The sequence below is a fragment of the Bacillus sp. MM2020_4 genome (assembly GCF_011250555.1).
GTDB lineage: Bacteria > Bacillota > Bacilli > Bacillales > Cytobacillaceae > Neobacillus.
Map to the genome: position 1 here is coordinate 1 of NZ_JAANMZ010000064.1, position 19539 is coordinate 19539.

Consider the following 19539-nt stretch of genomic DNA (forward strand, 5'->3'; position numbering starts at 1 on the left):
TGTGTTTGGTACTAGGGACACAGGCAATGGTGGAGTAAAGAGTTCAATTTATTCCACAAATAACGATGGCTTATGGATTCGTTCACAGTTTGGTTCTGTTGATATTAGTTCCCCAGACAGGGTTAGGTTGTTATCGGTTACCGAGGCAACAAACATCCTGTTAACGGGTGATTATTATATTTCTACCAAAGACAGGACTTGGATTTCTCCGACCTTTACAAACGGATGGTCAAATTACAGCAGTGGATATGAGCCTGCCGGATATTACAAAGATCCAAATAATTTAATGCTTCTTAAGGGGCTAGTTAAGGGCGGGAACTTTGGATATGCCATATTCCAGCTTCCATCAGGGTATAGACCAACGTATAGGCGGATATTTAATGTAATTTCATATAACGGGACCGCAATTGTGGCAGGCAGAGTAGATATAGATGCCAGCGGTTATGTTTACGCGATGACAGGCGCTAATGCTTGGTTATCGTTAGACGGTATTTGGTTTAACTTCTAATTCTAGGGGGGATTTAGTTTGATAGAACAAGTTTCAATTGTGGATGATCAAGGAAACTATCTAGAGCCTCTTCTAGTTTTCCCTTATGATGTCCTCCCAGTTAATTTGGTTCGGGATCCGGTGCCGGAAGGACTTTATCAGCCAAGATGGGATGGAGCAAAATGGGTTGAAGGGTTGTCTGAAGATGAATTAAGGAATAGACAGTTACAAAATATTCCTATCTCTGAGATTGATAAAATAAGAGAAGAAAGCCAAATGAACGCATTGGCAATTATGGAACTAACAGAATTATTACTAGGAGGAATGTAAAATGTCAGCACTAGCGATGTTATTTGCCACGTATATCATGAAAGGATTAAAGCAGTATTCTGACGTGCCGGAAATGTTAAAGCCGCAAGTCAAACAAATTTTAGAAGACGAAGGATTAGGGCATTTAGCCCAAGTAGTGGAGGTAAAATAAATGAGTGCAAGTACCGATTTAGTCATACAAAATCTAACAGATCAAATTGCTAATCTTAGCCGAGAAAAGGCTATTTTTTTTGCCATTGCAACGGAAAAGGAGCAGGAGAATCAGCAATTAAGACAAGCAGTGGAAGAATCAAAAATTAGATTACAACAGGTAGAAAATGAATTACTCATAGAAAAAGCTAAAACTGCTGGACCTATTCCAGTAAAGAAAGAAGGTGAGGAAGAATGAAAATCCAAATCGCATCAGTAAATATAAGTTATTCTCCAGAAGGCGAGGTGGTCAGCGTCCAGGTGTTTTTCCAGGGATACGACGAAGAAAGAACGATTAATATTAATGGCTACTTGCCGTTAACCGCTGGTGAATACAGCGGAAATGAGTCTATCACAGCTTTAACAAATATAGTAAAAAACAGTGTATCCAGCAGGTTGTTAGATTAAGCGAGTCCTTACAGGGCTCTTTTTTATATTGAAATTAGGAGAGTGGAAAATGGAAAAACAACACGTATTAGGTATCGTTGTCGGTACAATAGGAGCAGCATGGGCAGCTATGGTTGGATATTTTGGATTAGCGGTATCGATATTATTGGTAGTAATGTTGGCTGATTATATAACAGGTTTGTTATGTGCCTTTGTTAATAAAGAGCTGAACAGCGCAAAGGGGACAAGAGGCTTTATTAAAAAGCTAATTGTCCTTATTTTAATCGGCCTAATGTATTTAATTGAGGGAGCAAAATTTGGTACGGCAATTTCAGGAGAAGGAGCAGCATGGGCATACATCGCTATCGAATTTATATCCTTAACTGAAAATGCAGGAAAAATAGGGGTACCACTTGGACCAGTAGCAGGTGTGATTGCTGTTCTTAAAGAAAAAATTAATCCAAAGTAAGAGGGAAAATCATGAAAGCTCAAGAGACTAATTAAGAAATAAGGTTTACCCATTTGTCCCTGTCAAAAATAAAATTTTTTCATAAATTATATATAAGGAGATGATTTGTATGAATATTATTCAACAATTGATTCCTGCGTCTAACAAACAAACTCGTCCGGGCATAAAAATGGCCCCTAAATACATCACCATCCATGAAACAGACAACCCGGGTGCAGGGGCAGACGCAAGTGCACACGCCCGATTACAAGAGCGGGGCAATGACCGAGCGGCATCATGGCACCTACAAATTGACGACCAAAAAGCTATCCAATCTATCCCATTCACCGAGGTTGCGTATGCAGCTGGTGACGGTAAAAATGGTCCAGGTAATAAATTATCCATTCACATTGAAATTGCCGTTAACGCCGATGGCGATTTTAAAAAGGCAGTCCAAAATACCGCTGAGGTAACTAAGCAACTTATGGTTCAGTTCAACATTCCTATCTCGAATGTTGTCCAGCATAATCACTGGACAGGCAAAAACTGCCCAAGAAATCTTCGAAGTGGAGAGAAGGGGATTACATGGAGTGATTTTATAACCATGCTCGCAACCTACAATTCTAAAAAAATCCAAGAAAAGGGAGTGGAAGATGTGCTAAAAGCAGGAGACAAGGGTGAAGCTGTAAAAGTATTAAATTATCAATTAGCAAGTTTGGGGTATATATCTTGGGCTGATCGTGAGAGTGATGTGTTCGGAAACAGCACATTAAACGCTCTGAAAAAATTCCAAAGAGAACAACGAATTAAAGAAACTGGCGAGTATGATGCGAAGACTGCTTTGCAGTTTGCTAAGATATTAGCCATTTACTATAACCGGTTGAAGAAAAGTAAAATGCTGTAAATAATAAAAACCCCTGTCTGGTGTGAGACGGGGGCTTTACTTTCATATTTAATCCTGATACATAACGGGCCATAGAAACTTTTCAATTTTAACCTTTAAATTATCCCTTTCTGATTCCTCAAACTTCTCGTAAATAGCCCTTATAAGGGATCTTTGTTTTAATATCACTTCAATTAATTCAGCTTTTTTATATTTCTTGTATCCAGATTCAGTAGTAAGCCATTCATCCTCGTAACCAATTAATTCTAAGAATAGTGATTGTAACATTCTATTTTCTTTTATTTCCTTTTTTGCATATTCTTCTCCACGTTTGAATCCTCGGGTAAACGCCTTTTTTATTTCATCACTTTTATAATCTAAATATCCATCACTATTTATTCCCATATTTTTTCAACCCTCCTCAAACATATTATTTTCGGTAGATACACTGGGAATTCCATGGTACTGTAAATTAAGTAATTGTAGAAGTACCAATCAGTTATCAAAACCGTCACGAACGTACAGCTGATGGCATTGTCGGTCCTGCAAATTGGTCAGGAAAGTTTTAATATTATCATCAATATAGAAAAGTAAAATCCAGTATTGGCAGGGCCCCCTGTCAATACTGGATATTGTATAGGATAAATTAATCGACCTATTTTCTGGTTGTGGAGGTTTTCATGATTTAGTTATTGGCGGGCATCCATACCATGATTTATAAAAAATATATTTACAACTTAATTAGAATTTACTATAATTCCTCCTTATAGTTCAACACTTCCAATTAAAAGAAAAACTATAAATTTAATTAATTAATAAAATACTTAAAATCGTGGTAGGGTATATTTTTTGTCGAATTTTACATATTATATTATAAAAAAATGAATTTTCATGTAGAAAATAATCATGTTATAATAATAGTTATCCACATTACCCACAGATTTAAATTTTACTTATCCACAGAAAGCAGTGATATTAAGTGTTTAATATATATTGTGACGAGAGTTGCCATTTACCTAATGACAACATAGATATTATGGTTTTGGGAGCTATTTCGTGCCCTGCTGATAAAAAAGAACAAGTCTATCAAGATATTAGAGAAATTAAAAATACTTATGGTGTAAATAAAAATGAAATAAAATGGACCAAAGTATCCAGTACCAAGATTGAAATGTACCAAAGGTTGGTTGAGTATTTTTTTAAAAATGATGATCTAGTTTATCGGGCAGTTGTAGCGAAAAACAAATCCTGGTTAGATCATAAAAAATTTAACAATAACGATTATGATTTATGGTACTACAAGATGTATTATTACTTGCTCCAGTGGTTCTGTAATAATCCGTCTGAGGAGTACAGAATCTTCATTGACATAAAGGACACAAAAGGAGCACCACGGGTTAGAAAACTGCATGAAGTTCTTTGTAATAACAAATACGATTTTAAAAAGGATATCATAAAGGAGATTAACCAAATCAATTCTGATCGAGCGGATATCCTTCAGCTTACGGACCTACTTACAGGGGCATTATCATTCTATCATCGAGGTCTTTATGAAAATGGTAGTCCGCAAAAAAGGAAATTAGTCGATACTGTACAGAAAATAATCGGTTCAAAAATAGATGGAACCAATCCGTCTGAATCTAAATTTAATGTTTTTGTATGGACGCCGAAAAGGAGCTTTTAATAGGTATGTCTCATTCACTTAACGAACAAATTGTAATGGATCCAAGCAAATCTGATTATGACATATTAGAAGAGTCCTTTAGGCTGTATGAACTTGAAATAAAGAATCGTCAAAAAAGACCGGAATTATTCGGCAGACAGGTGTATATAAACGTAAACCCAGGTCCTGACGGAAAAGACTACGGTTTTTGGCATATAGCTAGTATTGGCGAAGATGACACAAAATTTGACATGTTTCCATGTGAAAATCATATTGCCCACCGTATATGCAGGTATAAATGTGATTCTGAACATCAAGATAATTTCCTACAAGAAATAAACAGTGTCCCGTGTATTTACAGAGCACATAGAGTAAATTGGATTAAAGAAATAATTGATCTTGCAAATAAAGACAGGAATCATCCAAATTTAAGGATTTGGCAACAAGCAGGTAAAAAGGGAAAGCGGCTTTTGATTAGGTTTATTAACGAGGATGTAAGTATGGATTATGTACTAGTATTCCAAATCGAATATAAGCCAAATAAAAGTGATATTAGATGGTATCGGTTAATAACTGGATATCCAGTAGTTTTGAAAAGTTATAAGAAGAGGTTTAATAAGGAGTTTTTGGAGTATAAAGGCAGAAAAAAATAAAGACGGTCCTCGTTCGGAGGACCGTATTCTCCTTCCACACTGGGTAGATGAGTTAAGTTAAAATTACATCAAAGTTTAACAAATGTCAACCATGGTATGCATTAACTTTGACAACACTAGTATATGCACGATTTAAAGAAAAATACATGTTTATATATAAATATTAACATAAAATGATATACTTAAACATCCATATTGTATTATTAAATATTTATTTAAGCCTATTCATGTTAAGAAAGAGCCTATTTCTACGCATTTTGTTCTTCATTTAAAGCCTTTTTCATTCTATACTTTGCCATCTCTAACGCCTGCTCCCGAGTACCTCCATAGCAATTCCAGATTGCCATATCTTTTGTTACAGCCATTGCCTTCCAAGTATCCCCCTGATTATATACACGGTATCTTATTTTTCCTCGTCTAAAATACCAAAACCAATCCCAGAATGCTATAACCCACCATGGTAAGATTATCAAAATTATTCACCTCTCTTTCTATTTCCTAAATTCGGCAATTATTACTTGTTACCTACTATGGGAAGTAGACGTTTTGTTACATTTATCCATCTATTTACATGGAACAAATGTTCTGATATAATAGGAACAAATATTCGTATTGGAGGTTTAATCGATGAATGTATTGTTAGATAGAGCGGTGGAAACAGGTGAAGTACTTGAGATGATTTATTTGTCAGATAAGGGAGAGATATCCCAAAGACGAATACGAATCCTAGAGATATCCATTGGATCCTTCCGAGCCTTTTGCCTTTTAAGGAGCAAGCAGCGCACGTTTAAACTTTCCAACATTTTATCGATTGGACCTGTCCGGAAAAAATATCAGAGAGGTGCTTAGTATGTATTATGGAGAGCTTGGGATATCTGTGGCAGAAAGAACACGGCGGCGTGAGGAAGAGATATTAGCAATCATTAAATTATATTGGAAAAAGTATAACTATTCTCCAACGATTCGTGAAATTTCGAAGAGGGCAAGTGTCACTTCCACGAGTACTGTTTTAAAATACCTAAACAAGCTACAAGAAAAGGGAATAATCGATTGGCAAGAAAAAGCTCCAAGAGCTATACGAATAATTGATCAACCCGCATAATTCCAAGCGCTTGGGATTTATAAAAAAACGAAAAGGAACTATTTTATGCGTAAAATTACACAAAAACAATTGAAAATTCTCGCTGTCCTTAAGACATATATCGCTCAACATGGATATCCTCCTTCATATAGAGAGTTAGCTGTTTTAATGAACCTGGTTTCTTCTTCTACAATAAAACAACATCTAGATTCCTTAAGAAAAAAAGGATTAGTGGACTGGGAAGAAGGACTACCAAGGACGTTGCATATAATTGAACAAAAAGAAAGCTCCGCTAATTAAAGCGGAGTTTTTCTGTTTACATGAATAGGTTATCGGGAGCATCCTGGCCAAGTTGCTTTAATGCTTTTTTTATCTTTACTTCTGTTTCCCTCTTAGGTATGTAGTTATCATCATTGCAGATTCTCGATATTGTCATATCGCCAACCCCTGCCTTTTTAGCGAGTTCTCCTTGTGTAATATCTCTTTTATCTAACCACTTACCAAATGTACTGCGTTTTTTTCCTATTCCAAACACCGCTATCACCCTTACATTTTTTAGCATCATTATGTCCAAATTTATCAAAAGTTAAACTTGAGAAAAAAATGGTAATAGTGGACAACCAGTGTCGAATAATCATTTATCAATACAGCAAAGCATTCGCATCACTATTCGTTCTCACCATTCGCGTTAAAATTCGGTGGGTGAATCGATAAGCGAATTATCGAACATGCAAAATATGCAGCAATATTAAGGGATTACCCGCTAAGTATTCGATTCGTTTTCTCTGAAACTATTTATCAAATAAATAAAAAGGAGGAGTGGCGTATGTTGTTTGAAATTTCCACGTCGTTAATAATGAGTGGTCTTGTTGGTTATTCCTACCTGAAAAAATCAGGTCTTTCCGATGCTGATAAAATCCAAAAAATTTGCCTGAATTGTGGGTTGACTGTCAGAGAGGAAGATGATTTTAAAACAATCCAGCTTTCAAGGAAGACAAAACATGACTGGGGGATGGAGTATGTCTATCGAATTCCGCTGGGGCTATCGTTTAACGATTTTGAAAAAAAGATCAATCACCTAAGAGATGGGCTAAATAATAAGAAATCAGTCTTTGAATTTAAAGATCTAAAACAGGTGAACTATCGAGGGAATGTAATCCAGCAGATAAAAGACATTATTAAAAACAGAAAGCACCTTCAAAAGGATGTAGAACTGCAATATGATGGAATGCTTCATATTAAGGTGTTAAGTAACCCGCTGCCGGTGAATCTTTCTTTCAGTAATGACATGCTTGGAAAGTGCATCGATTGGGAGATACCTCTTGGCCAAACAAGATACGGATTTATTCATCACGATTTGGATCGTGGCCATATAACATTAGCTGGCGCAACTAGGAAGGGGAAAACAGTTTTTCTAAAATTACTAATTACTTCTCTTATTCATCAGAACCCGGATAATACGAAGCTTACATTAATTGATCTTAAGGGTGGTTTGGCATTTTCGAGATTTAAGCATGCCAGACAAGTAGAAACGGTTGCCACTGATTTATATACTGCTTTAGATGCATTGACTCGAGTAAAAAAAGAAATGGAAGAGATGAAAGGATGGTTTGATAAGAATAGATGCGAAGACATTAAAGAAGCTGGGTTTAGTACTCGACATTTCATTATTGTTGATGAAGCAGCACAAATCTCGCCGCAAATCATCACCGGGAAAGAAGCCAAGGAAAAAGCCCGTCAGTGTGAAGCGGCGCTCTCGGAAATAGCACGAATTGGGGCAGGATTAGGATATAGGCTTATTTATTGCTCTCAGTATCCTACTGCAGATGTAATGAACAAGCAAATAAAGCAAAACTGCGATACTGTGATCACATATAAATTGCGTGACGGAGTCGCATCGAGAGTTGTACTAGATGAGAATGGAGCTGAAGATCTACCGGTACCAGGTAGAGCGATCTATAAAACACCGGATGGGGTTCAAATTGTCCAGACCCCGTTTATTGATAATGAAACAATCGAAAGGATTATTAAGCCTAATATTGTGATCAAGGCAAAAAAGGAGGATAAATCCATTGAGCAGCGAGAGGGAGAAAAGAGAGGAAGCCATTCTTTTGAGCTTGAGGAAATGTGATTATCTCTCCAGGGAACAGTTGCAAAAGATTCACAACTTAGGCCAAACAAGAAATGCCCAACGGATCCTAAGTAATATGCATCAGTATTTATCTTATTTAACAGAAGAAAAGAAAAAGGTCTATTATCTTAATTCAGCTGGTCGAGAACTAGTCCAAGCGAAAAAGGTTCGAAAAAAAACAGCCATGATTAACCATTATCTAATGAGGAATGACTTTTTCATCCTTTTAGGCAGACCCACTAGCTGGAAAAATGAGGTTAAAATAACTATTCCTCAATCTACTATTAACATAATTGCAGACGCAGCTTACATCTCCAATAAAATCCACCACTTTGTTGAAATTGATTATAAGCAATCGATGAACAAAAATGCCGCAAAAATAAAAAGATATCTTCAATTATCCACATATAATCCACAATTTACACTGGTGTGGGTTACTACTACAGCCTTCCGGAAAAAGAGAATTGAGTCATTGTGTGACGGCCTAAGGGTAAATGTTTATTTATGGGATGAAATTAAATAAGGAGGGGTTTACATGAAAACAAAATCAATGACTATCAGAGAGTTTATTTCAGGAGACTTTAGAAGGGAGGATATCGATCGTAAAAAGAAAAGGAAGCAAAGAGCTAAACAGTTGGCAATTGCAGCTATTCTTCCATTGGCCACCGGTGGAACGATCGGTACATTAGGATTCACAATGAAGGCATTTGCAGCAACGAATGTTGTTCCAGTTGCAGCTCCAATTGCTGTCGAAGTGACGGCAAAGGAATGGATGGGTGAGCAAACGTTATCGACGCTTGCTCATGTATTAGATCCGGTAGTGGATATTCTTGTGGCATTAAGCTTTCCTATTGCAAGTGTCGTCATTGTGGGTGCATGTTTTCTCTTCATGTTCGGTAATGCTGAAAGGGCATGGACAATGATTCAAAACGCAGGGTTAGGGTATATCTTAATCCAAGTATCTCCTCTAATTATGGAAGTTTTAAAACAGGTGGGAAGTGCTGTTTAAGTAAAATTTTATTGTCAGAATAAACTTATTTTTAAAAAGCCGTTGACTTTTATTTCTGTGCATTATATTATATCACTTGTGACCGACGAACTGACCAAGTGGCTGACCAAACTGACCGTAACAAGTTGTAAAGTGGTCGAAAGTAGACTAGTCAGAAGTCAAAAGACCTTGATATATAAGGTTTTAGAAAAATAGAGTGTAAAGTTGTTTTATCAAGTATCTTCCATGGTAAGGAAGAGGTCAGCGGTTCGAGCCCGCTTGGAAGCTTACCTATAATAATAAAATTCGGCCCCTTGGTCAAGCGGTTAAGACACCTCCCTTTCACGGAGGTAACACGGGTTCGAGTCCCGTAGGGGTCACCATATTTGGAGGATTAGCTCAGCTGGGAGAGCATCTGCCTTACAAGCAGAGGGTCGGCGGTTCGATCCCGTCATCCTCCACCATAATCTTATTATGTTAACTGAATAATTCTTTAATCCATATGCCGGGGTAGCTCAATTGGTAGAGCAACTGACTTGTAATCAGTAGGTTGGGGGTTCAAGTCCTCTCGCCGGCACCTTTTTTCATTTATAAATGGAGGGGTAGCGAAGTGGCTAAACGCGGCGGACTGTAAATCCGCTCCCTCCGGGTTCGGCGGTTCGAATCCGTCCCCCTCCACCATTTATATTTTTTGAAAAAGTGGATATACTAATTACTATATTGGGCTATAGCCAAGCGGTAAGGCATCGCACTTTGACTGCGACATGCGTTGGTTCAAATCCAGCTAGCCCAGCCAAGTAGTTGAGCCATTAGCTCAGTTGGTAGAGCATCTGACTTTTAATCAGAGGGTCGAAGGTTCGAGTCCTTCATGGCTCATAATTGTACAGTACAGAAACCCAGATGATTTAAATCTTCGGGTTTTTGCTTGTGAATATGCGGAAGTAGTTCAGTGGTAGAACATCACCTTGCCAAGGTGGGGGTCGCGGGTTCGAATCCCGTCTTCCGCTCCAGTTCAAATGGGGCCTTAGCTCAGCTGGGAGAGCGCCTGCTTTGCACGCAGGAGGTCAGCGGTTCGATCCCGCTAGGCTCCACCATCACACTACATATATAGTCTTAAATCAGGTTGCTGATTTAGGACTTTTTTTATTTTATAAAAATTTTCAAGTTACAGTTTGGAGAGGCGTCAGCCCCAGTGCTTAACTCAACTTCAAAAAATAGGTAGATATATTTCCTGTTAAATGTCGTAAGCATCTGGAAATACTCCATAAGTGGAGGGGAATGCGTTGTAACGTCCTTTATCAAAAAACCTTGAAGGACTAATCTCTAATAGGTTGCCAGGGATTAGTCTTCCATCAAGGCTATGAAGGACAAATCTCTAATAGGATGCCAGGGGTTAGTCCATCATCAAGGCTATGAAGGACAAATCTAATAGGATGCATGGGATTAGTCCATCATCAAGGCGATGAGGGACAAATCGCTAATGACATGCCTGCAATTAGTCCATCATCAAGGCTATGAAGGACAAATCTATAATAGAATGCCAGAGATATTAGTCCTTCACATGTGAAAGGCGCCCATGGCATGGCCCAAAATTCGTCCGAACATCTGAGTACACGTATGCTGCTGCCTATTTAAATAGGATCACGAAGAGGCCCTCACTCAACCCGCCAATTTTACTTTAAGGTAAAAACAAACCGAAGTCATGTCTCAGCGCATATATATGCATTATTTTGTCGAGTTGAGTCATTTGTATGAAAGCGGTTAAAATAGTACATATAAAGCGCTAGGGGGAATAACACGATGAGTAAAAAGCTATCAATTATTGGAATGCCGATGGATTTAGGTCAAATGAGACGAGGAGTAGATATGGGGCCAAGCGCCATCCGCTATGCGGGGATTAATGAACGATTAACTCCCTTATTTGATGAAATCCACGATTTAGGTGATATTCCCATTGGGAGACCGGAAGTAGTAGTCGACCAAGAATCTAACCTGCGGAATTTAGATTTAGTGGCTGAAAAGACCGCCATGCTTGCCGAAAAGGTTGACGAAGCGGTACAATCAGGTTCATTTCCATTAGTTCTTGGTGGTGATCATAGTATTGCGATTGGTACATTAGCGGGTGTCTCTAAACACTATAAGAACCTTGGCGTGATTTGGTATGATGCCCATGGTGATTTAAATACAGCTGAGACAAGCCCATCAGGAAACATTCATGGGATGCCACTGGCAGCGAGCATTGGGTTAGGTCATTCAAAATTAGTAGAAATCGGTGGTTATTTTCCAAAAGTTAAACCTGAGCATGTGGTGATTATTGGTGCAAGATCACTTGATGAAGGTGAACGAATTTTAATAAAGGAAAAAGGGATTACAGTCTATACTATGCACGAAATTGATCGAATGGGGATGGCGAAAATCATGGAAGAAACGATTGCCTACCTAAAAGAAAGAACAGATGGCGTGCACCTGTCACTCGATTTGGATGGTTTAGATCCGAGTGAATGCCCTGGTGTAGGAACACCTGTTATGGGCGGGATTAGCTACCGTGAAAGCCATTTGGCAATGGAAATGCTAGAAGAGGCGAATATCATTACCTCTGCGGAATTTGTGGAAGTAAACCCAATCCTAGATGAAAAGAATAAAACAGCCTCCGTTGCAGTTGGATTAATGGGTTCATTATTTGGCGAGAAGCTTTTATAGAAACAAAGCAGCTGCATTAAAACAAGGCAGCTGCTTTTACTTTTTTACTATTTGATTTAATAAATGATCTAACCGTTTACTCGATTCAATTACCTGTTGATTGTTTATAGAGGTTTCTGATGCCAATCGAATCATTTTGTCTCGGCAAATTTCTATCTCTTCCATTAACCCGCGAAAATGAGCACCCAGCTTGATCACCTCAGTCCTAGTTATTTTACACAAACGGGCCGACTCCTGCCAAAGGAGGATGCACACCGCCTTAGTATCTTTATCTCCCTTTGGAAAAACTTTAAACTTAAATTACCCAACTATAGTAAATTTTTGTTAATATTATAGGTATTGAAAGATTTTCGCTCAAAACGAAACTTTTTCGCTAGCGATTCGTAGTATCGTATAGCAGCATTGGAGCTGAGGAAACTTAATGGAAGCTATTGTGAAAAAAAGAATAAAACAAGTCATCAAAGGAGATCAGGATGCCTATGGTGAAATCGTTGAAATATATAAAAACAGTGTCTATCAGCTTTGTTTTAGAATGCTTGGAAATCGACATGAAGCAGAGGACATGGCACAGGAGGCGTTTATTCGAGCCTTTGTGAATATCCGGTCGTTTAATCAGGATTTAAAATTCTCCACCTGGCTTTTTCGGATTGCCACCAATCTTTGTATTGATAGGATACGAAAAAAGAAGCCGGACTATTATTTAGATGCAGAAGTGGCAGGAACAGAAGGCTTAACGATGTATTCACAGATTCCGTCCAATACACCACTACCGGAGTCGGAGGTAGAAAGTTTAGAGCTTCATGAGAACGTACAGAAAGAAATCTTAAAGCTGCCGGAAAAATATCGATCCCCTATCGTTTTAAAATATATAGAAGAGTTATCCTTAAATGAAATAAGTGAAATTCTCGATTTGCCACTCGGAACGGTAAAAACGAGAATACACCGTGGCCGAGAAGCGTTAAGACAACAATTACGTTATGTGTGATAAGAGGTGAAACCGAATATGTGTCCAGAACAAATCATCGAACTAATGCATGAATATTTAGATGAAGAAATTGTACCTGAAAAGGAACAAATACTGAGGGAACACCTCCAGAGCTGTAAAGAATGTGAAACGATCTTTAATGAATTAAAAAAGACAGTTGCTTTTGTCAAAAGCCTTTCCCACATGCAGGCTCCCGCAGATTTCACAGCCAACGTTTTGGCGCGTTTGCCGAAAGAAAAGAAAAAGGTATGGATGCAGCGTTGGTTCAGAAATCATCCGATGCTTGCGGCTGCCTCGGTGTTCATCCTATTAATGATGGGAAGTATATTTTCCACCTGGAATCAAGACCGTGAGTTTTCGGTGTCAAAGCAAAAAAACTTAGTCGTGAAGAATAATACGGTTATCGTCCCAAAAGGTGAGACGGTCAAGGGTGATGTCGTCGTTCGTAATGGGAAATTGAAAATCGAAGGTGAAATCCAAGGGAATGTGACAGTAATCAATGGTGAAAAATATCTTGCTTCCGCTGGCCACGTAACAGGACAAATTGAAGAAGTAAATGAAGTTTTTGACTGGATATGGTATCACATGAAACGGACAGCACAAGAAGTGATTGATGTCTTTAACCAGCCGGAAACCCAATAAGTGAACAAATCACTCTATTCCGAGTGATTTGTTTTTTTAAGCTGTTACATATAATAGGTATATCGTGTATTGCTTCGAAAAGCTCCGTGAAACCGATAGCTTTAGATATGGGAATACTCGTGTTATAATAAATTGGTTGTATTCACTATGACGTTTCTATGGAAAAGGTATGGTAGATGGTGGCGTGTAACGCCATATTAGTTTTTAAAAAGTTACGGAGGAAGAACAATGCAGTTTGCTGATTTCACTGTATGGAAGTATCTAGCTAGTATTGTTGATATTGTCCTCGTATGGTATGTCATTTACAAACTGATTAATGTGATAAGAGGAACGAAGGCTGTTCAGTTATTAAAAGGGATTCTCGTTATTCTTCTTGTCAGAGTAGTCGGTGAGTGGCTTGGCTTAACGACATTAAGCTTTATGATGCAGCAGGCCATAAATTGGGGATTTCTTGCCGTTATCATTATCTTTCAACCTGAGCTTAGAAGGGCACTTGAGCAATTAGGAAGAGGGCGTTTCTTCTCCAGCAGCAGAACGCAGGATGATGATAACCAGGAAAAAACAGTCGAAGCGATTGTGAAGGCAACGGATTATATGGCAAAGCGCCGAATCGGGGCATTAATTTCAATTGAGCGTGAGACTGGTATGAGTGATTACATAGAAACGGGAATTCAGTTAAATTCTAATATTTCTTCAGAATTGCTCATTAATATCTTTATTCCAAATACACCGCTCCATGATGGTGCGGTCATTATTCAAAAAAGTAATGTTTCAGCTGCAGCATGTTATCTTCCCTTATCCGAGAGTCCATTTATTTCAAAGGAACTGGGAACGAGGCATCGCGCTGCATTAGGAATCAGTGAAGTGACTGACAGCGTGACAGTCGTCGTATCGGAGGAAACTGGTAATATCTCTTTAACAAAGAATGGCGAACTGCATCGCGATATTAAATTAGAGGAATTAAAAGAAATGCTCGCCAGTGAAATGGTTATACAAAACAAAACAAAACAGGCTACTTCAGCTCGTTGGAACTGGAGGGGGAAGAATAATGGATAAACTGATGGATAACCCGTGGTTTATAAAAATCCTTGCCTTGTTGTTAGCTGTCTTGTTTTACTTTTCTGTGGCTCCTACCGATAAAAAGTTCTCTGATGTCAATGTTCCAGGGAAGCAAACCACAGAGACAATCAAGGCTATGCCCGTAAAGGTTTACTACGATGTCAATAATTTAGTTGTAACCGGCATTCCCAGGACAGCGGATATCACGATCAAAGGTCCGGTTTCACATGTCCAATCTGCGAAGACATTAAAAAACTTTGAGGTCTATGTGGATTTAACGAATGCCAAGATTGGAAAGCAAAAGGTAAAGCTTAAAGTAAAGGATTTATCTGATAAGTTGAAGGCAACATTGAAACCAGCAAGTGTCAACGTAACGGTTCAAGAAAAGATTACAAAGGAATTTAAAGTAGAAGCCGAAATGAACTCGGGTCAAATTGAAGATGGGTATTCGGCCGGAGCACCCATTATTGAACCCAAAAAAGTGAAGGTAACAGGTGCCAAAGATGTGATCGACCAGATTACCTATGTGAAGGCAACCATTGATGAAAAAAGTAAATTGTCAGAAACGACAACGAAAGAAGCCCGCATTCAAGTATTGGACAAAGTACTGAATAAGTTGAATGTGATCGTCGAGCCAGAGACCGTCAAGGTGACCATTCCTATTAAAAGTAACAGCAAAACGGTTCCCATTAATGTGGTGAATAAAGGAACATCTCCTGCAGGCGTCACGATTGAGTCGATTGAACTGGATGAAAAAGAAGCGACCATTATGGGAAATGAAGAGGTTTTGAAAAATACAGAAAGTGTCCGAGTGGAAGTGGATCTTAGTAAAATTTCCGAGAACACCACGCTGACCTTACCTGTCATCATCTCAAACGGGATTACAAAGGTAACCCCGCAAACGGTAAAGGCAACGGTAGTTGTCAAAAAGCAAGAAGAGAAAACGGTATCAGGTGTCCCTTTGAAAGTCCGGGGGTTACCAGATAAATATAAAGCGGAGATTACTGACCCGGCAAGTCAAACAGTTAATTTAGTCGTAAATGGTCCAAGCAACTCAGTAACGGGATTAAGACAGGAAGACTTTACTGTGTTTATTGACTTGACGGGATTAGTAGAAGGAATCCATGATGTGAAAATCCAGGTGGAAGGCCCATCTAATATTAATTGGAAACCTGATAAATCATCAGCAAAAATCACGATAACGAATAATGCATAATATTCAGCAATTCATATGTTGAAGGAGAGATTTTTAAAATGGGAAAATATTTCGGTACCGATGGGGTACGCGGTGTTGCAAATAGCGAATTAACACCTGAGATGGCCTTTAAATTAGGCCGCTTTGGCGGTTATGTATTGACAAAGGACAAGGATCGTCCGAAGGTTTTGATTGGCCGTGATACACGTATTTCAGGCCATATGCTCGAGGGAGCCCTTGTTGCCGGTTTACTTTCAATTGGTGCAGAAGTCATGCGTGTAGGAGTCATCTCAACTCCAGGCGTTGCGTATTTGACAAAAGCATTAGGGGCACAAGCTGGTGTCATGATTTCCGCTTCCCATAATCCAGTGGCGGATAACGGAATTAAATTTTTCGGACCGGATGGTTTTAAGCTATCGGACGAACAAGAGGAAGAAATTGAAGCCTTAATTGATGTAGCCGAAGATCAATTGCCAAGGCCAACTGGAGCAGACCTTGGTCAAGTTATGGATTATTTTGAAGGTGGACAAAAGTATCTGCAATATTTAAAGAATACGGTGGAGGAAGACTTTTCCGGCATCCATGTGGCCTTAGATTGTGCTCACGGAGCAACATCGTCGTTAGCCAGTCATTTGTTTGCTGATTTAGATGCTGATTTGTCCACGATGGGTGCATCACCTAATGGGTTAAATATCAACGCAGGTGTTGGCTCTACACATCCGGAGGCACTTGCCGCTTTGGTGAAAGAAAAGGGTGCAGATGTCGGGCTTTCCTTTGATGGCGATGGCGACCGTTTAATTGCCATCGATGAAAACGGAACGATCGTTGATGGCGACCAAATCATGTACATTTGTGGTAAGCATATGAAAGAACAAGGGCGCTTAAAGCATGGAACGATTGTTTCAACCGTCATGAGTAATCTTGGTTTTTATAAAGCCCTTGAAACCCATGGCATTCATAGTGTACCAACTGCAGTGGGTGATCGCTATGTGGTAGAGGAAATGAAGAAGAATGGCTTTAATCTTGGCGGGGAACAATCAGGTCATATCATATTTTTAGACTATAATACCACTGGTGACGGTTTACTATCAGGGCTGCAATTAGTCAATATTATGAAGTCAACTGGAAAACCTTTATCAGAGCTTGCCGGTGAAATGAAAAAGTATCCGCAAAAGCTTGTAAATGTAAGGGTAACAGATAAACATCATGTGACAGATAATGCCAGAGTAAAAGAGATTATTGAGCAAGTGGAAGCGGAAATGGCCGGGAACGGAAGAATCCTTGTCCGTCCATCCGGAACAGAACCGCTTGTCCGGGTCATGGCAGAAGCAGCTACAGAAGAATTATGTGCAACCTATGTGGACCGCATTGTCACAGTTGTAAAAGAAGAGATGGAATTAAAAGAATAACTTACAAAATATGCAAAAGGTAACGGTACAAAACTGTTCCCTTTTGCATATTTTATTTTGAATGGCCTTTGAACAAAATGTTACTAATGGAATTTTTAGTTGACGGACGACTGACAAATCATGTAAGATTAATCTGCTTTGTTATGAATAAAGCAAAGGGAAACCATTTTAACGTAGAAAGGAGGGCAGGAGAAGAAATAGTCATTTAAAAGCGCCTGAACTAATCTTCAGTGGTTAGATTAGTTGACGAGGTGGAGGTTTATCGAAAATTCGGCGGATACCTCCCGGTTGGAGACGCACAACCGAAAATTTCCTCTTTAAAACATGGAGGCAACTCTGTGCACAAAGAGGGGAAAATGCGCATACTACCAATAATGTTTAAAAAGGTATAGACAGATACCTAACAAAAAAACAGAGATAAGGGGGCAAGACCGCCCTCAGAAAGCAACTTGCCCCCTGAATTAGGGAGGAACAAGAAAATGTGTGGAATTGTTGGTTATATAGGAAATAATGACTCTAAAGAAATTTTATTAAAAGGCTTAGAGAAGCTAGAATATAGAGGATATGACTCCGCTGGGATTGCTGTAAAAAATGAAAAGGGCATTCACGTTTTTAAAGAAAAGGGTCGAATCGCCGATTTGCGCATGATCGTTGATAAGGATGTAATGGCGAATATCGGAATTGGTCATACACGTTGGGCAACACACGGGGTGCCTAGCCAGGTGAATTCTCATCCACATCAAAGTGCAACCGGACGCTTTACCCTTGTTCATAATGGTGTAATTGAGAATTATGATCTTTTAAAGCGTGAATATTTAACAAATGTTCATTTTATAAGTGAAACAGATACAGAAGTCATTGTTCAATTGATTGAGTTGTTTGTAAACGAAGGGTTAGAAGTGATCGAAGCTTTCCGCAAAACATTGACACTTTTACACGGTTCATACGCGATTGCGCTATTAGATGAACAAAACGGTGAAACCATTTATGTGGCAAAAAATAAAAGTCCGCTGCTTGTTGGTTTAGGTACTGATTTTAACGTTGTCGCAAGTGACGCGATGGCGATGCTACAAGTAACAAACCAATACGTAGAACTAATGGACAAAGAAATCGTTCTTGTGACAAAGGATGCCGTGACGATTCAAAATTTAAATGGCGACATTATTAGCCGTGAGCCCTATACAGCAGAACTTGATGCAAGTGATATTGAAAAAGGCACATATCCACACTACATGTTAAAAGAGATTGATGAACAGCCGCTAGTGATGCGTAAGATCATTCAAACGTATCAAAATGAGCAAGGACAGTTAGTCATTGACCCTGAAATTATCACTGCTATGAATGAATCTGACCGTGTCTACATCATCGCAGCGGGGACCTCTTATCACGCAGGGCTTGTTGGAAAGCAATTTATTGAAAGTATGGCAAAACTTCCAGTAGAAGTTCATATTTCCAGTGAATTTGTTTACAATATGCCGCTTCTAACGAAGAAGCCGTTGTTTATCTTCATTACACAAAGTGGGGAAACAGCAGACAGCCGTGCGGTACTTGTGAAAGTGAAGGAAATGGGGTATCGTACGTTAACGATTACCAATGTTCCAGGATCAACTTTATCACGTGAAGCGGATTATACACTACTGCTTCATGCAGGTCCTGAAATTGCGGTTGCCTCTTCAAAAGCCTATACTGCACAGTTAGCCGTGTTAGCTATTTTAGCGGAAGTGACAGCGAAAAGCCAAGGAATCACCGTTGACTTTGACTTGATTCATGAACTAGGAATCATTGCCAACGCAATGGAAGTTCTTTGTGATTCTAAAGAGTTGTTCGAGCACATTTCTAGAGAATTTTTATCAGTCACTCGTAATGCCTTCTTCATTGGCCGTGGTGTTGACTACTATGTATGCTTAGAAGGTGCCTTAAAGCTGAAGGAAATTTCCTATATTCAAGCAGAGGGCTTTGCTGGTGGTGAATTAAAGCATGGTACCATCGCTTTAATTGAAGAAGGTACACCGATCATTGCTCTTGCTACTCAAGAAAGTGTCAACCTAAGTATTCGCGGAAACGTAAAAGAAGTCGTTGCCCGTGGAGCAAACCCATGCATCATTTCGATGAAGGGTCTTGAAATGGATGAAGATAGCTTTGTCATCCCAGAAGTACACGAATTATTAACACCGCTTATCTCTGTCATACCAATGCAATTAATTGCCTATTACGCAGCTCTGCACCGTGATTGTGACGTTGACAAACCGCGTAACCTTGCTAAATCGGTGACGGTTGAGTAGTCAATATATAAAAGATAACAAAAATTG

At 39.0% G+C, this 19539-nt stretch carries 25 protein-coding genes, 8 tRNA genes and 1 pseudogene; 30 read left to right on the forward strand and 4 right to left on the reverse strand.

Annotated features, from left to right (window positions below; translation table 11 throughout):
- The 7 genes and pseudogenes from G6554_RS23515 to G6554_RS23545 form a co-directional block, all read left to right on the forward strand.
- Nucleotides 1-508 (forward strand): annotated as a pseudogene (locus G6554_RS23515) (hypothetical protein); the annotation flags it as partial.
- A gap of 18 nt (nucleotides 509-526) precedes the next feature.
- Nucleotides 527-817: a hypothetical protein gene (locus tag G6554_RS23520; RefSeq protein ID WP_166246438.1), complete on the forward strand. Its 291-nt coding sequence runs from the start codon at nucleotides 527-529 to the stop codon at nucleotides 815-817.
- A 1-nt stretch (nucleotide 818) separates the two neighbouring features.
- Nucleotides 819-968, forward strand: a complete 150-nt coding sequence (locus tag G6554_RS23525) for a hypothetical protein (RefSeq protein WP_166246442.1) — start codon at nucleotides 819-821, stop codon at nucleotides 966-968.
- The gene (locus tag G6554_RS23530) at nucleotides 969-1205 is read left to right on the forward strand and encodes a hypothetical protein (RefSeq protein WP_166246445.1); all 237 of its coding nucleotides are present in this window, start codon (nucleotides 969-971) and stop codon (nucleotides 1203-1205) included.
- The gene (locus tag G6554_RS23535) at nucleotides 1202-1414 is read left to right on the forward strand and encodes a hypothetical protein (RefSeq protein ID WP_166246448.1); all 213 of its coding nucleotides are present in this window, start codon (nucleotides 1202-1204) and stop codon (nucleotides 1412-1414) included. The genes G6554_RS23530 and G6554_RS23535 overlap by 4 nt, the downstream gene beginning before the upstream one ends.
- 49 nt (nucleotides 1415-1463) lie before the next feature.
- Nucleotides 1464-1862: a phage holin family protein gene (locus G6554_RS23540; protein ID WP_166246451.1), complete on the forward strand. Its 399-nt coding sequence runs from the start codon at nucleotides 1464-1466 to the stop codon at nucleotides 1860-1862.
- A 109-nt stretch (nucleotides 1863-1971) separates the two neighbouring features.
- Complete coding sequence (locus G6554_RS23545) at nucleotides 1972-2745, forward strand: peptidoglycan recognition protein family protein (protein WP_166246454.1); 774 nt, start codon at nucleotides 1972-1974, stop codon at nucleotides 2743-2745.
- Between the two features lie 48 nt (nucleotides 2746-2793).
- Here the strand turns inward: G6554_RS23545 and G6554_RS23550 are convergent, their stop codons facing one another.
- Nucleotides 2794-3129, reverse strand: a complete 336-nt coding sequence (locus G6554_RS23550; protein ID WP_166246457.1) for a hypothetical protein — start codon at nucleotides 3127-3129, stop codon at nucleotides 2794-2796.
- A gap of 574 nt (nucleotides 3130-3703) precedes the next feature.
- Between G6554_RS23550 and G6554_RS23555 the strand changes: the two genes are divergently transcribed.
- On the forward strand, nucleotides 3704-4408 hold the full coding sequence (locus tag G6554_RS23555) for a DUF3800 domain-containing protein (RefSeq protein ID WP_166246460.1): 705 nt from the start codon (nucleotides 3704-3706) through the stop codon (nucleotides 4406-4408).
- A gap of 5 nt (nucleotides 4409-4413) precedes the next feature.
- Nucleotides 4414-5040 (forward strand): hypothetical protein, encoded by a 627-nt coding sequence (locus tag G6554_RS23560; RefSeq protein ID WP_166246463.1) that lies wholly within the window; start codon nucleotides 4414-4416, stop codon nucleotides 5038-5040.
- Nucleotides 5041-5288: 248 nt separating this feature from the next.
- On the opposite strand, the gene G6554_RS23565 is transcribed toward G6554_RS23560, so the two are convergent.
- A complete protein-coding gene (locus G6554_RS23565; RefSeq protein ID WP_166246465.1) occupies nucleotides 5289-5513 on the reverse strand; it encodes a hypothetical protein in 225 nt (74 codons plus the stop codon).
- Nucleotides 5514-5667: 154 nt separating this feature from the next.
- Here G6554_RS23565 and G6554_RS23570 point away from each other — a divergent pair, with 154 nt between their 5' ends.
- From G6554_RS23570 to G6554_RS23580, 3 genes are read left to right on the forward strand one after another with little or no spacing between them, the layout of a single operon-like run.
- On the forward strand, nucleotides 5668-5889 hold the full coding sequence (locus G6554_RS23570) for a hypothetical protein (RefSeq protein WP_166246468.1): 222 nt from the start codon (nucleotides 5668-5670) through the stop codon (nucleotides 5887-5889).
- 1 nt (nucleotide 5890) lies between these two features.
- The gene (locus tag G6554_RS23575; protein WP_166246471.1) at nucleotides 5891-6142 is read left to right on the forward strand and encodes a LexA family protein; all 252 of its coding nucleotides are present in this window, start codon (nucleotides 5891-5893) and stop codon (nucleotides 6140-6142) included.
- A gap of 45 nt (nucleotides 6143-6187) precedes the next feature.
- Nucleotides 6188-6421, forward strand: a complete 234-nt coding sequence (locus G6554_RS23580) for a LexA family protein (RefSeq protein ID WP_166246473.1) — start codon at nucleotides 6188-6190, stop codon at nucleotides 6419-6421.
- Between the two features lie 16 nt (nucleotides 6422-6437).
- On the opposite strand, the gene G6554_RS23585 is transcribed toward G6554_RS23580, so the two are convergent.
- Complete coding sequence (locus G6554_RS23585) at nucleotides 6438-6656, reverse strand: helix-turn-helix domain-containing protein (RefSeq protein ID WP_166246475.1); 219 nt, start codon at nucleotides 6654-6656, stop codon at nucleotides 6438-6440.
- Nucleotides 6657-6947: 291 nt separating this feature from the next.
- On the opposite strand from G6554_RS23585, the gene G6554_RS23590 reads away from it, so the two are divergent.
- The 12 genes from G6554_RS23590 (at nucleotide 6948) to rocF (ending at nucleotide 11940) form a co-directional block, all read left to right on the forward strand.
- Nucleotides 6948-8252 (forward strand): FtsK/SpoIIIE domain-containing protein, encoded by a 1305-nt coding sequence (locus G6554_RS23590; RefSeq protein WP_166246477.1) that lies wholly within the window; start codon nucleotides 6948-6950, stop codon nucleotides 8250-8252.
- On the forward strand, nucleotides 8194-8775 hold the full coding sequence (locus tag G6554_RS23595) for a replication-relaxation family protein (RefSeq protein ID WP_166246479.1): 582 nt from the start codon (nucleotides 8194-8196) through the stop codon (nucleotides 8773-8775). Before G6554_RS23590 ends, G6554_RS23595 begins: the two co-directional genes overlap by 59 nt.
- Before the next feature lie 12 nt (nucleotides 8776-8787).
- Nucleotides 8788-9261 carry a hypothetical protein gene (locus G6554_RS23600; RefSeq protein ID WP_166246481.1) on the forward strand — a complete coding sequence of 158 codons (474 nt, stop codon included), beginning with the start codon at nucleotides 8788-8790 and terminating at the stop codon, nucleotides 9259-9261.
- Between the two features lie 287 nt (nucleotides 9262-9548).
- Nucleotides 9549-9623 (forward strand) — tRNA-Glu (locus tag G6554_RS23605).
- 5 nt (nucleotides 9624-9628) lie between these two features.
- Nucleotides 9629-9704 (forward strand) — tRNA-Val (locus G6554_RS23610).
- Nucleotides 9705-9744: 40 nt separating this feature from the next.
- Nucleotides 9745-9817 (forward strand) — tRNA-Thr (locus G6554_RS23615).
- Nucleotides 9818-9836: 19 nt separating this feature from the next.
- Nucleotides 9837-9921: transfer RNA gene (locus tag G6554_RS23620), tRNA-Tyr, on the forward strand.
- A 40-nt stretch (nucleotides 9922-9961) separates the two neighbouring features.
- Nucleotides 9962-10036 (forward strand) — tRNA-Gln (locus G6554_RS23625).
- Nucleotides 10037-10043: 7 nt separating this feature from the next.
- Nucleotides 10044-10116 (forward strand) — tRNA-Lys (locus tag G6554_RS23630).
- 59 nt (nucleotides 10117-10175) lie between these two features.
- A tRNA-Gly gene (locus tag G6554_RS23635) sits at nucleotides 10176-10250 on the forward strand.
- A gap of 8 nt (nucleotides 10251-10258) precedes the next feature.
- Nucleotides 10259-10334 (forward strand) — tRNA-Ala (locus G6554_RS23640).
- A 706-nt stretch (nucleotides 10335-11040) separates the two neighbouring features.
- On the forward strand, nucleotides 11041-11940 hold the full coding sequence (rocF, locus tag G6554_RS23645) for an arginase (RefSeq protein ID WP_166246483.1): 900 nt from the start codon (nucleotides 11041-11043) through the stop codon (nucleotides 11938-11940).
- Nucleotides 11941-11976: 36 nt separating this feature from the next.
- Here the strand turns inward: rocF and G6554_RS23650 are convergent, their stop codons facing one another.
- Nucleotides 11977-12162 (reverse strand): aspartyl-phosphate phosphatase Spo0E family protein, encoded by a 186-nt coding sequence (locus G6554_RS23650; protein WP_242637916.1) that lies wholly within the window; start codon nucleotides 12160-12162, stop codon nucleotides 11977-11979.
- A gap of 199 nt (nucleotides 12163-12361) precedes the next feature.
- On the opposite strand from G6554_RS23650, the gene sigW reads away from it, so the two are divergent.
- From sigW to glmS, 6 genes are all read left to right on the forward strand, one after another.
- A complete protein-coding gene (gene sigW / locus G6554_RS23655) occupies nucleotides 12362-12925 on the forward strand; it encodes an RNA polymerase sigma factor SigW (protein ID WP_166246485.1) in 564 nt (187 codons plus the stop codon).
- Nucleotides 12926-12943: 18 nt separating this feature from the next.
- On the forward strand, nucleotides 12944-13567 hold the full coding sequence (rsiW, locus tag G6554_RS23660) for an anti-sigma-W factor RsiW (RefSeq protein WP_166246487.1): 624 nt from the start codon (nucleotides 12944-12946) through the stop codon (nucleotides 13565-13567).
- Nucleotides 13568-13795: 228 nt separating this feature from the next.
- Complete coding sequence (gene cdaA, locus G6554_RS23665; RefSeq protein ID WP_166246489.1) at nucleotides 13796-14623, forward strand: diadenylate cyclase CdaA; 828 nt, start codon at nucleotides 13796-13798, stop codon at nucleotides 14621-14623.
- On the forward strand, nucleotides 14616-15842 hold the full coding sequence (locus G6554_RS23670) for a CdaR family protein (protein WP_166246491.1): 1227 nt from the start codon (nucleotides 14616-14618) through the stop codon (nucleotides 15840-15842). The genes cdaA and G6554_RS23670 overlap by 8 nt, the downstream gene beginning before the upstream one ends.
- Before the next feature lie 38 nt (nucleotides 15843-15880).
- Entirely contained in the window at nucleotides 15881-17230 is a 1350-nt protein-coding gene (gene glmM, locus G6554_RS23675) for a phosphoglucosamine mutase (RefSeq protein ID WP_166246493.1), read from the forward strand.
- A gap of 479 nt (nucleotides 17231-17709) precedes the next feature.
- Entirely contained in the window at nucleotides 17710-19512 is a 1803-nt protein-coding gene (glmS, locus tag G6554_RS23680; RefSeq protein ID WP_166246495.1) for a glutamine--fructose-6-phosphate transaminase (isomerizing), read from the forward strand.
- Nucleotides 19513-19539 lie beyond the last annotated feature (27 nt).

What these genes read in the sequence shown, in the direction of transcription:
- G6554_RS23590 (WP_166246477.1), top strand. Translation starts at nt 6,948, where the DNA reads ATGTTGTTTGAAATTTCCACGTCGTTAATAATGAGTGGTCTTGTTGGT.
- G6554_RS23540 (WP_166246451.1), top strand. Translation starts at nt 1,464, where the DNA reads ATGGAAAAACAACACGTATTAGGTATCGTTGTCGGTACAATAGGAGCA.
- G6554_RS23550 (WP_166246457.1), bottom strand. Translation starts at nt 3,129, where the DNA reads ATGGGAATAAATAGTGATGGATATTTAGATTATAAAAGTGATGAAATA.
- G6554_RS23545 (WP_166246454.1), top strand. Translation starts at nt 1,972, where the DNA reads ATGAATATTATTCAACAATTGATTCCTGCGTCTAACAAACAAACTCGT.
- cdaA (WP_166246489.1), top strand. Translation starts at nt 13,796, where the DNA reads ATGCAGTTTGCTGATTTCACTGTATGGAAGTATCTAGCTAGTATTGTT.
- G6554_RS23525 (WP_166246442.1), top strand. Translation starts at nt 819, where the DNA reads ATGTCAGCACTAGCGATGTTATTTGCCACGTATATCATGAAAGGATTA.
- G6554_RS23580 (WP_166246473.1), top strand. Translation starts at nt 6,188, where the DNA reads ATGCGTAAAATTACACAAAAACAATTGAAAATTCTCGCTGTCCTTAAG.
- G6554_RS23575 (WP_166246471.1), top strand. Translation starts at nt 5,891, where the DNA reads ATGTATTATGGAGAGCTTGGGATATCTGTGGCAGAAAGAACACGGCGG.
- glmM (WP_166246493.1), top strand. Translation starts at nt 15,881, where the DNA reads ATGGGAAAATATTTCGGTACCGATGGGGTACGCGGTGTTGCAAATAGC.
- G6554_RS23560 (WP_166246463.1), top strand. Translation starts at nt 4,414, where the DNA reads ATGTCTCATTCACTTAACGAACAAATTGTAATGGATCCAAGCAAATCT.
- G6554_RS23570 (WP_166246468.1), top strand. Translation starts at nt 5,668, where the DNA reads ATGAATGTATTGTTAGATAGAGCGGTGGAAACAGGTGAAGTACTTGAG.
- G6554_RS23535 (WP_166246448.1), top strand. Translation starts at nt 1,202, where the DNA reads ATGAAAATCCAAATCGCATCAGTAAATATAAGTTATTCTCCAGAAGGC.
- G6554_RS23600 (WP_166246481.1), top strand. Translation starts at nt 8,788, where the DNA reads ATGAAAACAAAATCAATGACTATCAGAGAGTTTATTTCAGGAGACTTT.
- glmS (WP_166246495.1), top strand. Translation starts at nt 17,710, where the DNA reads ATGTGTGGAATTGTTGGTTATATAGGAAATAATGACTCTAAAGAAATT.
- sigW (WP_166246485.1), top strand. Translation starts at nt 12,362, where the DNA reads ATGGAAGCTATTGTGAAAAAAAGAATAAAACAAGTCATCAAAGGAGAT.
- G6554_RS23670 (WP_166246491.1), top strand. Translation starts at nt 14,616, where the DNA reads ATGGATAAACTGATGGATAACCCGTGGTTTATAAAAATCCTTGCCTTG.
- rsiW (WP_166246487.1), top strand. Translation starts at nt 12,944, where the DNA reads ATGTGTCCAGAACAAATCATCGAACTAATGCATGAATATTTAGATGAA.
- rocF (WP_166246483.1), top strand. Translation starts at nt 11,041, where the DNA reads ATGAGTAAAAAGCTATCAATTATTGGAATGCCGATGGATTTAGGTCAA.
- G6554_RS23530 (WP_166246445.1), top strand. Translation starts at nt 969, where the DNA reads ATGAGTGCAAGTACCGATTTAGTCATACAAAATCTAACAGATCAAATT.